Origin of the sequence: Aureimonas psammosilenae (assembly GCF_009176975.1) — a bacterium.
In the GTDB taxonomy this organism is placed as follows: Bacteria; Pseudomonadota; Alphaproteobacteria; order Rhizobiales; family Rhizobiaceae; genus Plantimonas; species Plantimonas psammosilenae.
The window spans coordinates 335,541-347,487 of record NZ_WEZG01000005.1 but is presented as its reverse complement, the minus strand read 5'-3'; the positions used below and the strand labels follow the sequence as shown (position 1 = coordinate 347,487).

14 protein-coding genes and 1 pseudogene are annotated in these 11,947 nt (G+C 66.3%); 13 read left to right on the top strand and 2 right to left on the bottom strand.

The genetic code is table 11. The features are described from left to right. The coding region (locus F9929_RS12240) for an aldehyde dehydrogenase family protein (protein WP_152046844.1) at positions 1 to 288 on the bottom strand (288 nt) is incomplete at its 3' end. Between the two features lie 134 nt (positions 289 to 422). On the opposite strand from F9929_RS12240, the gene F9929_RS12235 reads away from it, so the two are divergent. The 11 genes and pseudogenes from F9929_RS12235 to F9929_RS12185 all read left to right on the top strand — a co-directional run bounded on the left by F9929_RS12235 (position 423) and on the right by F9929_RS12185 (position 10,283). Then, positions 423 to 1,019 (top strand): amino acid synthesis family protein, encoded by a 597-nt coding sequence (locus F9929_RS12235; RefSeq protein WP_152046843.1) that lies wholly within the window; start codon positions 423 to 425, stop codon positions 1,017 to 1,019. Then, positions 994 to 1,779, top strand: coding sequence for an alpha/beta fold hydrolase (locus F9929_RS12230; RefSeq protein ID WP_152046842.1), 786 nt, complete (start codon positions 994 to 996; stop codon positions 1,777 to 1,779). Before F9929_RS12235 ends, F9929_RS12230 begins: the two co-directional genes overlap by 26 nt. Positions 1,780 to 1,802: 23 nt before the next feature. Further along, a complete protein-coding gene (locus tag F9929_RS12225; RefSeq protein ID WP_152046841.1) occupies positions 1,803 to 2,729 on the top strand; it encodes a flavin reductase family protein in 927 nt (308 codons plus the stop codon). Positions 2,730 to 2,732: 3 nt separating this feature from the next. Then, positions 2,733 to 3,773, top strand: coding sequence for an LLM class flavin-dependent oxidoreductase (locus tag F9929_RS12220; protein ID WP_152046840.1), 1,041 nt, complete (start codon positions 2,733 to 2,735; stop codon positions 3,771 to 3,773). A gap of 4 nt (positions 3,774 to 3,777) precedes the next feature. Next, complete coding sequence (locus F9929_RS12215) at positions 3,778 to 5,244, top strand: aldehyde dehydrogenase (protein WP_152046839.1); 1,467 nt, start codon at positions 3,778 to 3,780, stop codon at positions 5,242 to 5,244. A 5-nt stretch (positions 5,245 to 5,249) separates the two neighbouring features. After that, complete coding sequence (locus tag F9929_RS12210) at positions 5,250 to 5,573, top strand: NIPSNAP family protein (protein ID WP_152046838.1); 324 nt, start codon at positions 5,250 to 5,252, stop codon at positions 5,571 to 5,573. Positions 5,574 to 5,692: 119 nt separating this feature from the next. Next, positions 5,693 to 6,631 (top strand): ABC transporter substrate-binding protein, encoded by a 939-nt coding sequence (locus F9929_RS12205; protein WP_407922228.1) that lies wholly within the window; start codon positions 5,693 to 5,695, stop codon positions 6,629 to 6,631. Between the two features lie 235 nt (positions 6,632 to 6,866). Further along, positions 6,867 to 7,661: pseudogene (locus tag F9929_RS12200) on the top strand (ABC transporter permease); the annotation flags it as partial. Between the two features lies 1 nt (position 7,662). After that, on the top strand, positions 7,663 to 8,463 hold the full coding sequence (locus F9929_RS12195; protein ID WP_152046835.1) for an ABC transporter permease: 801 nt from the start codon (positions 7,663 to 7,665) through the stop codon (positions 8,461 to 8,463). After that, a complete protein-coding gene (locus F9929_RS12190) occupies positions 8,460 to 9,542 on the top strand; it encodes an ABC transporter ATP-binding protein (protein ID WP_152046834.1) in 1,083 nt (360 codons plus the stop codon). Before F9929_RS12195 ends, F9929_RS12190 begins: the two co-directional genes overlap by 4 nt. A 39-nt stretch (positions 9,543 to 9,581) precedes the next feature. Continuing rightward, the gene (locus tag F9929_RS12185) at positions 9,582 to 10,283 is read left to right on the top strand and encodes a GntR family transcriptional regulator (protein WP_152046833.1); all 702 of its coding nucleotides are present in this window, start codon (positions 9,582 to 9,584) and stop codon (positions 10,281 to 10,283) included. Positions 10,284 to 10,449: 166 nt separating this feature from the next. Here F9929_RS12185 and F9929_RS12180 read toward each other — a convergent pair whose 3' ends face one another. Next, positions 10,450 to 10,926, bottom strand: coding sequence for a MarR family winged helix-turn-helix transcriptional regulator (locus tag F9929_RS12180; protein WP_152046832.1), 477 nt, complete (start codon positions 10,924 to 10,926; stop codon positions 10,450 to 10,452). A 103-nt stretch (positions 10,927 to 11,029) separates the two neighbouring features. On the opposite strand from F9929_RS12180, the gene F9929_RS12175 reads away from it, so the two are divergent. Together F9929_RS12175 and F9929_RS12170 are read left to right on the top strand one after the other, a co-directional pair. Beyond that, positions 11,030 to 11,398, top strand: a complete 369-nt coding sequence (locus F9929_RS12175) for a nuclear transport factor 2 family protein (protein ID WP_152046875.1) — start codon at positions 11,030 to 11,032, stop codon at positions 11,396 to 11,398. A 47-nt stretch (positions 11,399 to 11,445) separates the two neighbouring features. Beyond that, positions 11,446 to 11,910: a GFA family protein gene (locus F9929_RS12170; protein WP_152046831.1), complete on the top strand. Its 465-nt coding sequence runs from the start codon at positions 11,446 to 11,448 to the stop codon at positions 11,908 to 11,910. The last annotated feature ends 37 nt before the right edge of the window (positions 11,911 to 11,947 follow it).

The following is an 11,947-nucleotide window of genomic DNA, read 5'->3' as shown; positions in this document are numbered from 1 at the left end:
CTCGGCCAGCGGCTTGCCCTGTTCGGCGGTGAGGATCGCGGCCAGATCGTCGGCGTTCTCGATCACGAGATCGTGCCAGCGCTTCAGGACCCCGGCCCGCTCCTTGGCGGTCTTCTTCGCCCAGTCCTTCTGAACCGCGCTCGCCGCCTTGATGGCGCGGCGCGTCTCGTCCACGCCCAGATCCGGCAACACCGCCAGCACCGCCCCGTCGAACGGATCGCGAACCTCGAAGCTCTTGGGACCAGCACCGACCCACTCGCCGGCAATCGGGGCTCGCTGCGTGAACAACGGATTTTGCGAAAGCTAACTCATCGGAAGCCTCCCAACGACGCGATCTCTCCGACCGCGTCACGATATCGTTTGACATATCATATTTTGGTATACCATGATACGACCAACTTGGACGAGGAAGGGAGCGGTCGATGGAAATCCGCAAGACTTTGCTGCAGGTCGAGACGACGCTGATCGAAGGCGGCAAGGCGGCACCGTCACCGTTGAAGCTCTTCACGGCCATCGCCGTGGTCCGCAATCCGTGGGCGGGGCGCGGCTTCGTCGAGGACCTTCGGCCCGAAATCCATGCCGGTGCGCCGGTTCTGGGCGAACTTCTGACCCGCATGATCCTCGAAGCCGTCGGCTCGGGCGAAGCGGTGGAGGCCTATGGCAAATCCGCCGTGGTGGGTCTCGACGGCGAGATCGAGCACGCTTCGGCACTCATTCACACGCTGCGCTTCGGCAACCATTACCGTCAGGCGGTCGGGGCGAAGTCCTATCTCGCCTTCTGCAACACGCGCGGCCCCGCCAACGCACCCGTGATGATCCCCTTGATGGACAAGAACGACGAAGGGCGTCGCTCGCATTACCTGACGATCCAGACGTCGGTGCCGGACGCCCCGGCGGCGAACGAAATCCTCGTCGCGCTCGGCGCTTCCGTCGGCGGCCGTCCGCATCACCGCATCGGCGATCGTTATCAGGACCTCAAGGAGCTTGGCCACGATGTCGCCAACCCGGCAGCGGTCTAGAACGGCCGGCGGCGCGGCCTTCGTCGAGACCGGCGAAGGCGAACCGCTCGTCCTGATCCATGGGGTCGGCATGCGCCTGGAAGCCTGGACGCCGCAGATCGCGGCGCTCTCGGCCTCGAACCGCGTGATCGCTGTCGACATGCCGGGCCACGGCGAAAGCTCGAAGTTGCCGGCGGGGGCCCCTTTGGAGGCCTTCGTCGCTTGGTTGGGACGACTTCTCGACGATCTGAAGCTCGACGCGGCGAATGTCGCCGGCCATTCCATGGGCGCGCTGATCGCCGGCGGCGCGGCTGCGACCCTCGGTCCCCGCATCCGGCGCGTCGCGCTGTTGAACGGCGTTTATCGCCGCTCGCCGGAAGCGCGCGCCGCGGTGAAGCAGCGCGCCGGTGAGATCGCCGGGGGCGGCGTCGATTTCGAAGGGCCGCTGCGCCGCTGGTTCGGCGACGAGGCTGAAAGCGACGCCGCCTACCAACTGACGCGCGGCTGGCTCGCCGGCGTCGATCTCGGCGGCTACGCCACGGCCTATTCCGCCTTTGCCGGCGGCGACGAAACCTATGCCGACGCGTGGCCGCGCGTCGAATGCCCCGCCCTCTTCATGACGGGCGACGGCGATCCGAACTCCACGCCCGCCATGGCCGAAGCCATGGCCGAGGCCGCGCCCAACGGCGAGGCCGTCATTATTCGGGGGCACCGGCACATGGTGAACCTGACCGCCCCGGACGAGGTGAACCGACACCTCGCCACCTGGCTCCGCCGCTGACTGACGCATTTGGGAGAAGAGTCATGACAGCATTCGATCCGCGTACCCTGCGCGACGCCTTCGGCGCTTTCGCGACCGGCGTCACTGTGGTGACGAGCCGAACCGGCGACGGCTCGCCGATCGGCTTCACCGCCAATTCCTTCGCTTCCGTGTCGCTCGACCCGCCGCTGCTTCTGATCTGCCTCGCCAAGACCTCGCGCAACTTCGCCAACATGACCGGCGCCAAGGCCTTTGCGGTGAACGTTCTGGCGGAGAACCAGAAGGACGTTTCCAACACCTTCGCCAAGCCTGTGGAAGACCGCTTCGCAGCCGTGAAATGGCAGGACGGACCGGCGGGCTCGCCGGTGTTTCCGGGGGCGGCCGCCTGGTTCGACTGCACGAGCGAGGAGATCGTCGATGCGGGCGACCACGCGATCCTGATCGGCCGGGTCGCCGGCTTCGAGAATTCCGGGCGCAACGGCTTGGGATACGTGCGCGGCGGCTACTTCACGCCTTCCCTGGAAGCCAAGGCTGCCCGCGCGTCAGTGGATGAGGACACGAACGTTTCCGCCGTGGTGGAGCGCGCCGGCGAGATCCTGCTCGTGCCCGCCGATGGAGACCGCTTCGCCCTGCCGTCCACTACCTTGGGCGACCGCGATCCAATGGACGCGATCGAGGCCGACCTTCTCTCTCGCACCGGCATCCAGACAACCGCGGGCTACCTCTTCTCCGTGTTCGAGGATCGCGCCGGCAGCCGTCAAAACATCGTCTACCGCACCGGCGCCGCCGAGGGCGCGCCTCGCGCGGGGCAGTTCGTGGCCATCTCCGACATTCCGTTCGACCGTCTGGACACGCCCCAGACCGCCGACATCCTGCGCCGTTTCATATCCGAGCAGGCTCTCGGCAATTACGGCGTTTATTTCGGCAACGAAACGGCGGGGCGGGTTCACGCTTTCGCCGGAAAGGCCTGAACCATGAAGTTCTCCTTGTTCGTCCACATGGAGCGCCTCGACGCGGACCAGCGTCAGGAGGACCTCTACGAGGAGTTCCTGGAACTCTGCCGGATCGCCGACCGGGGCGGCATGCACGCCATCTGGACCGGCGAGCATCACGGCATGGATTTCACCATCGCCCCCAATCCCTTCGTGACCATCGCCGATCTCGCCAACCACGTGAAGCAGGCGCGGCTCGGCACCGGCACGGTGATCGCTCCCTTCTGGCACCCGATCAAGCTGGCGGGGGAAGCCGCGATGACCGATCTCATCACGCGCGGCCGGCTGGATGTCGGCATCGCGCGGGGCGCTTATTCCTACGAATACGAGCGCTTGTCCCCCGGCCTCGACGCCTGGGGCGCGGGCCAGCGCATGCGCGAACTCATCCCCGCCACCAAGGCGCTGTGGGCCGGCGACTACGCCCATGAGGGCGAGTTCTACAAGTTCCCCTCCACAACTTCCGCGCCCAAGCCCGTGCAGCAGCCTGGTCCCCCGATCTGGGTGGCTGCGCGCGATCCCAACAGCCACGAATTTGCCGTCGCCAACGACTGCAACGTGCAGGTGACGCCGCTCTGGCAGGACGACAACGAGGTGCGCACGCTGATGGAGCGCTTCGAAGCAGCCTGCGCGGCCAATCCGGACAAGGCGCGGCCGAAGATCATGCTTCTGCGCCATACCTATGTCGGCTCGGACGAGGCGGATGTCGCGGAAGCCGCGCGCGAATTGTCGGTGTACTACAACTACTTCTTCGCCTGGTTCAAGAACGAGCGCCCGGTGCACCAGGGCCTGATCGAGCGCTTGTCGTCCGAGGAACTGACGGCCAATCCGATGATCTCGGCGGACGCCATGCGCGCCAACAACGTCGTCGGCGACGGGCGCCAAGTGATCGCCCGCATCAAGGCTTACGAGGCGATGGGCTACGACGAGTTCTCGTTCTGGATCGACACCGGCATGAGTTTCGAGCGCAAGAAGGCCTCGCTGGAGCGCTTCATCGCGTCCGTCATGCCGGCTTTTGCGAGCTGATCCGATGCGGCGCTTCCAAAGCTACATCGACGGCGCCTTCACCGACGGGGACGCGCGCTTCGAAAGCCTCGACCCGGCCACCGGTCAGCCCTGGGCGGAGATGCCCGAAGCGCGCGAGGGCGATGTCGACCGTGCCGTGCGGGCGGCCCATCGCGCCCTTCACGAAGGGCCCTGGGCGAGCCTGACGCCCACGGCGCGGGGCAAGCTGCTTTACCGCCTCGCCGATCTCGTGGCTGAAAATGCGCAAGCGCTCGCCGAGTTGGAGACCCGCGACACCGGCAAGATCATTCGCGAAACGGCCGCGCAGATCGCCTATGTTGCCGAATATTACCGCTATTATGCGGGCCTTGCCGACAAGATCGAAGGCGCGGTGCTGCCGATCGACAAGCCGGACATGGAGGTCTGGACGCGGCGCGAGCCGATTGGGGTCGTGGCGGCCATCGTGCCATGGAACTCGCAGCTCTTTCTGTCGGCGGTGAAGATCGGGCCGGCGCTCGCAGCCGGCTGCACCCTGGTGGTGAAGGCCTCGGAAGACGGCCCCGCCCCGCTTCTCGAACTCGCCCGCCTGATCCACGAAGCGGGTTTCCCGGCCGGCGTCGTCAACGTCATTACCGGCTTCGGACCGACCTGCGGGGCCGTTCTGTCCGGCCATCCGCTGGTCGCCCATGTCGCCTTCACCGGCGGTCCCGCGACGGCCCGGCATATCGTGCGCCAGTCGGCCGAGAACCTCGCCTCGACCTCGCTGGAACTCGGCGGCAAGTCGCCGTTCCTCGTTTTTGCCGATGCCGATCTCGAAAGCGCGGCCAACGCCCAGGTCGCCGGCATCTTCGCTGCGAGCGGCCAGTCATGCGTCGCCGGCTCGCGCCTTCTGGTGGAGCGCAGCGTCAAGGATCGCTTTCTCGCCCTTCTGATAGAAAAGGCCTCGGCGGTGGCCATCGGCGCGCCGTTGGACCGCGCGACCGAAGTCGGTCCTCTTTGCACGCGCCGGCAGATCGAGAACATCGACAAGCTCGTTGCGCGCTCGGTCGCGGCGGGGGCGAAGGTGCTGACGGGCGGTGCGGCGGTGGAGCGCGAGGGGTTCTTCTATCCCCCGACGATCATCGACTGCGACGGCATCCCTTCCGCGCCCGCACTGCAGGAGGAGTTCTTCGGCCCTGTCCTGTCCGTGGTCTCGTTCGAAACCGAGGCCGAGGCGCTGCGGCTCGCCAACGACACGGCCTTCGGCCTCGCTTCCGGCGTATTCACCGGCAGCCTGACGCGCGCCCATCGCCTCATCCGGGGCATCCATGCGGGCGTCGTCTGGGTGAACACCTATCGCGCCGTCTCGCCCATCGCGCCCTTCGGCGGCTTCAAGCTGTCGGGTCACGGCCGGGAGGGCGGCCTTGCGGCGGCGCTCGACTACACCCGCACCAAGACGGTGTGGCTGCGCACTTCCGACGATCCGATCCCCGATCCCTTCGTGATGCGGTGAGCGCGATGATCTACGAAATCCGAACCTATCGCCTCCGCAACGGCTCCGTGCCGGACTACCTTCGCGCCGTCGCGGAAGGGATCGCCATCCAGAAGCGCCATCTCGGCACGCTGGTCGGCTATTTTTATTCCGAGATCGGCCCCTTGAACGAGATCGTCCATATCTGGGCCTTTCCCGGCCTCGACGATCGCGAGCGGCGCCGCGCCGCGCTCGGTGCCGACCCCGAATGGCAGGCCTTCCTGCCGCGCATCCGCGACCTCATCGTCAGCGGCGACAACAAGATCATGAAAGCCGCGCCGTTCTCGCCCGTTCCGCCGACTGGACCCTGACATCCACGCGGCCAAGCCATTTTTTCTGGGAGGAAAAAGCAATGAAAAGCCTGAAGATCATCACCGCGTCGCTCGCGCTTCTGACACTCAGTGCCGGCGTTTCGGCTTCGGCCGCCGACATGGTGTTCACCAGTTGGGGCGGCACGACGCAGGACGCGCAGAAGGCGTCCTGGGCCGACAAGTTCACCGCCGCCTCCGGCACCAACGTCCTGATGGACGGCCCGACGGACTACGGCAAGCTGAAGGCCATGGTGGAGGCAAGCGGCGTCACCTGGGACGCGGTGGACGTCGAAGGCGACTACGCCGTCCAGGCCGGCAAGAACGGGTTTCTCGAGCCGCTCGACTTCGCGGTGATCGACAAGACCCGGCTCGATCCGCGCTTCGTCACCGACCATTCGGTCGGCTCGTTCTATTATTCCTTCGTGATCGGCTGCAATTCCGGCGCCGTCGCCGCCTGCCCCAAGAGCTGGGCCGATCTCTTCGACACGGCCAAGTTCCCCGGCAAGCGCACCTTCTACAAGTGGTCGGCGCCCGGCGTGATCGAGGCGGCGCTTCTGGCGGACGGCGTTCCGGCCGACAAGCTTTATCCGCTGGATCTCGACCGCGCCTTCAAGAAGCTCGACACGATCAAGTCCGACATCATCTGGTGGTCGGGCGGCGCGCAGTCGCAGCAGCTCCTGGCCTCCGCCGAAGCGCCCTTCGGCTCGTTCTGGAACGGCCGCCTCACCTCGCTCGCAGCCGACGGGCTGCCGATCGAGACCTCGTGGGACGGCAACATCACCGCGGCCGACGCGCTCGTGGTGCCCAAGGGCGCCAAGAACAAGGAAGCGGCGATGAAGTTCATCGCCTACGCCTCCTCGCCCCAAGGCCAAGCCGACATGGCGGCGGCCACGGGCTACGCCCCGACCAATCTCGACTCGCCCCCGCTGATGGCGCCCGACATCGCCAAGACCCTGCCCGATCAGCAGAAGGCGACCCAGGTCAATTCCGACATGAACTACTGGGCCGAGCATCGCGACGAGATCGGCACCCGCTGGTACGCCTGGCAGGCGCAGTAACGGGTCGAAGCGCGTTCTTCGAACAAGGGGGCACGGTCGGCGCGGACCGGCCCCCGAAGGCTCCGGACAGGCTTCGTTCGTCCGGGGTCCTGCCGGTTCGATGAGCCGGCACCCCGCGCCACGGGACATTCCATCGGGAGGATGGCAGCACACCATGTCCAACATATCCGACACATCCGCCCTCGACGGGCGCCCGTCGCGCCGGAGCCTCGTTCCGCGAGGACTGGGCCCTGCCGTTCCCGCGCTCGTTCTGCTCTTCGTTTTCTTCGTGGTGCCGGTGGTTTCCCTGCTCCTGCGCAGCGTCCTGGAGCCGGTGCCGGGGCTCGGCAACTATGCCGAACTGCTCGGGTCCTCGACCTATCTGCGCGTTTTCCTCAACACCTTCCTCGTGTCGGGCCTCGTCACCGCGATCTCGCTCCTGATCGGCTTTCCCGTCGCCTGGACGCTCGCCATCATGCCCGCCCATTGGGCGCGGATCGTCTTCGCGATCCTGCTTCTGTCGATGTGGACCAATCTTCTGGCGCGCACCTATGCCTGGATGGTGCTTCTTCAGCGCACCGGCATCATCAACAAGACGCTGATGAATCTTGGGGTGATCGACCAGCCCCTGACGCTCGTCAACAATCTCGTCGGCGTGACCATCGGCATGGTCTACATCATGCTGCCCTTCATCATCCTGCCGCTCTATGGCGTGATCCGGCGCATCGACCCCTCGATCCTCCAGGCGGCCGCGCTTTGCGGCGCGACGCGCTGGCAGTCGCTCCGGCGCGTTCTCCTGCCGCTCGCCGCCCCCGGCATGGCCGCCGGCGCGCTGATGGTCTTCGTGATGTCGCTCGGCTATTTCGTCACGCCTGCGCTTCTCGGCGGCACCAGCAACATGATGCTCGCCGAACTCATCGCGCAGTTCGTCCAGAGCCTCGTCAATTGGGGCATGGGAAGCGCGGCGGCGCTGGTTCTCCTTGTCGCGACGCTCGCCCTCTACGCCTTCCAGCTCAAGCTGTTCGGCACCTCGCAGATGGGAGGACGCTGAGATGCTGCTCAGTTTCGAACGGCTCGGCTGGTGGAGATGGGTGCTGGTCGGCATCACCGCCCTCACCGCCGCTTTTCTGCTCCTGCCGATCGTCTTCATCGCCGCCCTGTCCTTCGGCTCGTCGCAATGGCTGATCTTTCCGCCGCCGTCCTGGACGTTGCGCTGGTATCGTGAGTTCTTCGCCGACCCGCGCTGGCTCGCATCCGCCTGGACGAGTTTCCAGATCGCCGCCCTCGTGACGGTGTTCTCGGTCGGCATCGGCCTTTGCGCGTCCTTCGCCCTGGTGCGTGGAAAGTTCCGGGGGCGCGAAACGCTGAAGGCCTTCTTTCTGACGCCCATGATCCTGCCGGTGGTGGTGCTGGCGGTGGCGCTCTACGCCTTCTTCCTGCGCCTCGGCCTCAACGGGACGGTGCCTGGCTTCGTTCTCGCCCATCTCGTGGTGGCGCTGCCCTTCTCGGTTCTGGCCATCACCAACGCGCTCGAAGGCTTCGACAAGTCCATCGAGGACGCCGCCGTTCTTTGCGGCGCGAGCCCGCTGGAAGCCAAGTTCCGCGTGACGCTGCCGGCCATCGGGCACGGCCTGTTCTCGGCGGCGATCTTCTCGTTCCTCACTTCGTGGGACGAGGTGGTGCTGGCGATCTTCATGGCGAGCCCGACCCTTCAAACGCTGCCCGTGCGGATCTGGACGGTGCTGCGCCAGGACCTGACGCCGGTGGTCGCCAGCGCCTCCACCCTCCTCGTTCTTCTGACCATCATCCTGATGCTGCTCGTCGCCCTGGTTCGAAAGGGGTTCAAATCGTGACCGCGCCCTACCTACAGATCCGCGGCATCCGTAAGGATTACGGTGCCGTCACCGCCGTTCAGGACGTCAATCTCGAAGTCCGCCGGGGAGAGTTCATGACCTTTCTCGGGCCGTCCGGCTCGGGCAAGTCCACGACCCTCTACATCCTCGCCGGGTTTCAGGACCCGACCGCCGGCGACATCCTCCTCGAAGGCCGCTCGATCCTGCAAACGCCTTCGCATCTCAGACAAATCGGCATGGTGTTCCAGCGCTACACGCTGTTTCCTCACCTGACGGTCGCCGAGAATGTCGGCTTTCCCTTGAAGGTCCGCCGCCGCCCGAGGGCCGAGATCGACGCGAAGGTGAAGGAGATGCTGAAGCTCGTGCGCCTGGAGGGCTTCGAGGATCGCCGTCCCTCCGATATGTCGGGCGGCCAGCAGCAGCGCGTGGCGCTCGCCCGCGCGCTCTCCTACGACCCGCCCGTGCTTCTCATGGACGAGCCCTTGTCGGCGCTCGACAAGAAGCTGCGCGAGGAGATCCAGCACGAGATCCGTCGCATCCATCAGGAAACGGAAGTGACCATCCTTTACGTCACCCACGACCAGGAGGAAGCGCTGCGCATGTCGGACCGCATCGCCGTGTTCTCCAAGGGCGTGATCGATCAGGTCGGAACCGGCCCCGAACTCTACGCCAATCCCGCCACGCGGTTCGTCGCCGAGTTCGTGGGCGACAGCGACTTCCTGTCCTGCGAGGTCGTGCGCTCGGACGGCCATACGGCCGATATCCGGCTCGGGTCCGACCTTCTCGTGCCCGGCGTTCCGGTGCACGGTTCGGGCGGCCAGCGGGCGGCGGGGGCCCTGCTCCTGCGCCCCGAGCGCATTCAGCTTCACCGCCGGGAGCCGGGTGACGGGCGGACGCTTCCCGTGCGTGTTTCCGACCTCACCTTCCTCGGCTCCAACGTCCATGTCGCGGCGACCACCGGCTGGGGCGAGGATGTGGCGGTGCGCCTGCCTTTCGGCCACGGCGCGATCGAAGGCCTGTCGCGGGGCGATACGGTCTGGCTCGGCTTCGACCCGCAAGCCACGCACGTCTTCTGCTGATAGGGTTCGCAAGCCAAGCGCAGTGAGCGGGAGACCCATATGAGCACGATATCGGCCAAGGCGCCCGGCATAACGAGCCTTCGGGTGGAGCGCCCCCAGCGCACGCTTCGCGAACTCACGCTGGAGAAGATGCGCGAATCGATCCTCGAGCGCTACTTTGCGCCGGGCGAGCGGCTTGTGGAGCGCGACCTTTGCGAGCGGCTCGGCGTCAGCCGCACGATCGTGCGGGAGGTTCTGCGGCACCTGGAGTCGGAAGGTCTGGTCGCGAACCTGCCCCAGCGCGGGCCCGTGGTCGCCGAAACGTCGCTGGAGGAAGCCAAGCAGATCTACGATATCCGCGGCTCCCTGGAAGGGCTCGCCGCCGGCATCTGCGCCGAGCGCAAGGGGCCAGAGGCCGCCGACCGCCTCGAGATCGTGCTCCAACGCATCCGTCAGGCCTATGCCGCCGGGGACAGCCGCCTCGTGCTGGCCGAGACCACGGAATTCTACCGGACCCTCTTCGCCGAGGCCGAATGCGACGTCGCCTGGAGCATCGTCAGTTCGCTGACGGTCCGCATCAACCATCTGCGCTCCATGACGATCAAGACGGCGCGACGCGACGTGGAAGGCCCCGACCAGATGAGCCGCATCGTGGCCGCCATCCGCCACCGGGACCGCGATGCGGCCGCAACCGCGGCGGCAACGCACGTCGCCAACGCGTCCCGCATCGCACAGGGCCTTCTGTCACGCCACGCGACCTGAGAGCGGCGTTCACCGCGGACGCGCAAGAATGACGCAGATCGTCGAAGACGTCCTGATGTCCTCGGCAACGGGAAATCGTTTGCGAAGCGCTCATCGGCCCGTCGATTGACTGCTCTGCGAGAGAGCCGCCGTTACATCGATCCGCTTCGGCTTCTGATGGGATCGCCTATGTCCGAGAGGGGGGCGGATCGTTCTTGGTCAGTTTGTCCAGATTGTCGATCAAGCGCGTGAGCAGAGCGACGAACTGAGCCGCCTCGCGATCGGAGAACCCGGCGAGCGCCTCGCGATTGCCCTGGAAAAGGGTCGCGCACGCTTCCGGAAGCCGCGCCCGCGCAGCCTCCGTCAAAGCCACGCGGCTGCTGCGGCCATCGGTGGGATCGGGCTTGCGTCGGATCAGCCCGTCCCGCTCCATCCGCGCCAGCATCTGCGCCATGGACGGCTGCTCGATCCTGGCGAAGCGCGCGAGATCGCGCTGCGTTTCCGCATGGCCCTCCTCCAACGCGACCAGAACCGGCAGGGTGCCGACCCCGAAGCCGAGGGGCTTCAAGCGCGCTTCGCTGAGACGGGCGAAGCTGCGCGCCGCGAGGCTGACGAGATGACCGGGGGTGACGAGAACGTCGGCTAAAGGATCGTCGTCTTGCATAGGACCCTATCTTGATGCATAGGTTCCTATATAAGATGGTGACGCAAAGGGCAATGAGGCGGTGCCCTCACGGGCCGTCGGCATTGCAGCAAAGGCAGAGATGATGAACCAGAACGTCGACACCCTCCGCCGCCTTTACGAGCGCTTCAACGCCAAGGACATTCCCGGCGTCCTCGCCATGCTCACCGACGATGTCGCCTGGGCCAACGGCATGGACGGCGGCCATGTCCACGGCCATGACGGCATCCGCGATTACTGGACCCGCCAATGGTCGCTCGTCGATCCCCATGTCGAGCCAGTGGGCTTCAGCGAGGCCGATGACGGAGCCGTTCTCGTGGAGGTTCGGCAGACCATCCGCGACGGCGATGGCAATCGGGTGCAGGTGGATGGCTTGAAGGACAAGATGGTTGGCCATCTCTTCCATTTCACCGACGGCAAGGTCGCCCGCTTCGATATCGTCGAGAGCGACTGACGGCGTTCCCGCCGATCTCGCCGACGCGGCCCTGGAGAAGGAAGAGTATGACAGCCGAACCCGTCCACCACTTCGCGGCCTGCCGCTGCGGCTTTGTTCGCCTCGACGCGGCGGGGGCTCCGCTCGCGACCGGCGCCTGCCATTGCCGGGGGTGCCAGCGCATGACCGGCGGCCCGTACTCGCTCGGCGCGATCTACCCCTCGGCCGCCGTCAGCGTCGAGGCGGGCGAAACCGGTCCGATCGGCGCCGATCCGGCTGCGGGACACCAGGGTTGCATCCGCTGCGCGAGCTGGGTCTTCACCCGACCGCCCGGACTTGGCGACATCGTCGTGGTGCGATCGAGCCTGTTCGAGGATGCCGCCGCCTTCGCCCCCTTCGTGGAAAGCTTTCTTTCGGAAAAGCTTCCCTTCGTCGCACGCGTCGCGCCACACGGTTTCGATCGCTTCCCCGAACCGAAAGAGTTCCCTCACCTCATCGCCGCCTATGCCGACTGGGAACACGCGGCGCGCTGAGGACGGGCGCTGCGGAGCCCTTCGCATGACGCCGGAC

Coding starts and splice junctions, on each gene's coding strand:
- F9929_RS12230 (WP_152046842.1), top strand. CDS start 994: ATGTCGCCAACCCGGCAGCGGTCTAGAACGGCCGGCGGCGCGGCCTTC.
- F9929_RS12180 (WP_152046832.1), bottom strand. CDS start 10,926: ATGCAAGACGACGATCCTTTAGCCGACGTTCTCGTCACCCCCGGTCAT.
- F9929_RS12170 (WP_152046831.1), top strand. CDS start 11,446: ATGACAGCCGAACCCGTCCACCACTTCGCGGCCTGCCGCTGCGGCTTT.
- F9929_RS12175 (WP_152046875.1), top strand. CDS start 11,030: ATGAACCAGAACGTCGACACCCTCCGCCGCCTTTACGAGCGCTTCAAC.
- F9929_RS12185 (WP_152046833.1), top strand. CDS start 9,582: ATGAGCACGATATCGGCCAAGGCGCCCGGCATAACGAGCCTTCGGGTG.
- F9929_RS12220 (WP_152046840.1), top strand. CDS start 2,733: ATGAAGTTCTCCTTGTTCGTCCACATGGAGCGCCTCGACGCGGACCAG.
- F9929_RS12225 (WP_152046841.1), top strand. CDS start 1,803: ATGACAGCATTCGATCCGCGTACCCTGCGCGACGCCTTCGGCGCTTTC.
- F9929_RS12195 (WP_152046835.1), top strand. CDS start 7,663: ATGCTGCTCAGTTTCGAACGGCTCGGCTGGTGGAGATGGGTGCTGGTC.
- F9929_RS12215 (WP_152046839.1), top strand. CDS start 3,778: ATGCGGCGCTTCCAAAGCTACATCGACGGCGCCTTCACCGACGGGGAC.
- F9929_RS12235 (WP_152046843.1), top strand. CDS start 423: ATGGAAATCCGCAAGACTTTGCTGCAGGTCGAGACGACGCTGATCGAA.
- F9929_RS12210 (WP_152046838.1), top strand. CDS start 5,250: ATGATCTACGAAATCCGAACCTATCGCCTCCGCAACGGCTCCGTGCCG.
- F9929_RS12205 (WP_407922228.1), top strand. CDS start 5,693: ATGGTGTTCACCAGTTGGGGCGGCACGACGCAGGACGCGCAGAAGGCG.